The 1408-nt window shown below is 54.0% G+C and carries 2 protein-coding genes; one reads left to right on the top strand and one right to left on the bottom strand.

What is annotated here, in order from left to right; genetic code table 11:
* Positions 1-644: 644 nt before the first annotated feature.
* Entirely contained in the window at positions 645-1157 is a 513-nt protein-coding gene (locus tag AC07FD_RS09830) for a GNAT family N-acetyltransferase (RefSeq protein WP_478349669.1), read from the top strand.
* Here AC07FD_RS09830 and AC07FD_RS09835 read toward each other — a convergent pair.
* On the bottom strand, positions 1151-1408 hold a 258-nt coding region (locus AC07FD_RS09835; RefSeq protein ID WP_478349670.1), incomplete at its 5' end, for a hypothetical protein. The two genes, AC07FD_RS09830 and AC07FD_RS09835, sit on opposite strands and share 7 nt — an antisense overlap.

Consider the following 1408-nt stretch of genomic DNA (forward strand, 5'->3'; position numbering starts at 1 on the left):
TTGGTTATTCGATTGCGATAAAGAGAGCGTGCTCCCGGACGCGCGTCTGCGATCACGTCAGGGTGGTTGTTGAGGCCAAGATATGAACAGCTGACGAAATCGACGACGCCCGACCGGCATGGTCGCCCCTTTTCAAAAAGGGATAGTCCTATCTTTTTCCGTACGGCCGTCATCGATCAATCCTCGATCGCGTGCTTGCCGGAAATGCGGTTCCGCATACTCAATAGAGACGGGGGTGTTGCGCACAGGGAGAGCGGATCGACGTCGCCAATCAGTTTGCGACAAAGCTTCTCCTCCGCGATGGAGGTTTGCAGAAAACTAAGCATCCTTCGTGCCAATTGAGAAAAGCATTTTAAAACAATGTAATGACTTTAAACAGCTATGGCGCGTATCCGACATCGTGGTACGTAAACGACAAAACCGTAGATCGCGCCGCTGGGTTTGTCGTGTCCGCAGGACAGGCTTGTTTACCCATTTGCTTCAGGCTAACTAGCTGAGAAGAAATCACAAAAATTTCTTCTTCGATCTGATCAGCCAAATTGGCACGGGTTTTGAAACCCTTCGGTGTGAGGCGGCGAGAGCCGCCGACCGGTATTCATGTCGCAGGTAGCCGCGATGGATGGGACGAAGGATGCAATTTCAAAATGAATCTGGAAACAGAACGTTTGTTCATGCGCCCATTACGTCCTTGGGACGCCGACACCCTGCATCGCCTTCACTGCGATCCGCTAGTAGTCGAATTGACGATGGAGGGAATTCCGCCAACGCGGGAAATGTCTGATGCGCGGCTGTCCCTATATCTTCATGAGTGGGAAACCTACGGATATGGATTCTGGATGGTCTATGAACGAGAGGACAATGGCGACTTGCGCTTCGTGGGGCGGTCCGGGCTGCGCCGCTTCGATGACAACGCCATTGAAACCGGAACCTGCTTGTTGGGAGCCCGGTGCGGTCAGGGGATTGGGCCGGAAAGCGCTAAGCCAGTGATCGAATTCGCCTTCGCAACCCAACCTATCGATCGGTTGGTCTCTTTCATACGCCCGACGAATATACGGTCTCTCAGAGCGAGAACTCGACTGGGCTTTACCTGCCTTGGGTCGGTTGTCGTTGATGGAATAAACTATCAGTTCTTGGAATTGCGCCGTCCGCCTCAGTGATGCTCAGCAAACTGCTCCGCTTCGGGATCAAAGTTGTCCGGGTCAGGCCGCCAGGCCAAATGTCGTCGTCCTGATCTCCCCAAGTTCGATGGCATGGTCGGCCAAAAAGCGTGACTTGTCGTGCCGGAACAAGCCTTTCCGGTGACGACCACGAACTCAAGCTTGGAGATGTCGATGGGGTGGCGTCGCCTTAACTTGGGTTGGGCACGGGATGCCCCCCGATATGGCCTCTTCACGCGGCTGTCGACAAA

The sequence above is a fragment of the Mesorhizobium waitakense genome (assembly GCF_056431085.1).

Coding starts and splice junctions, on each gene's coding strand:
- AC07FD_RS09830 (WP_478349669.1), top strand. CDS start 645: ATGAATCTGGAAACAGAACGTTTGTTCATGCGCCCATTACGTCCTTGG.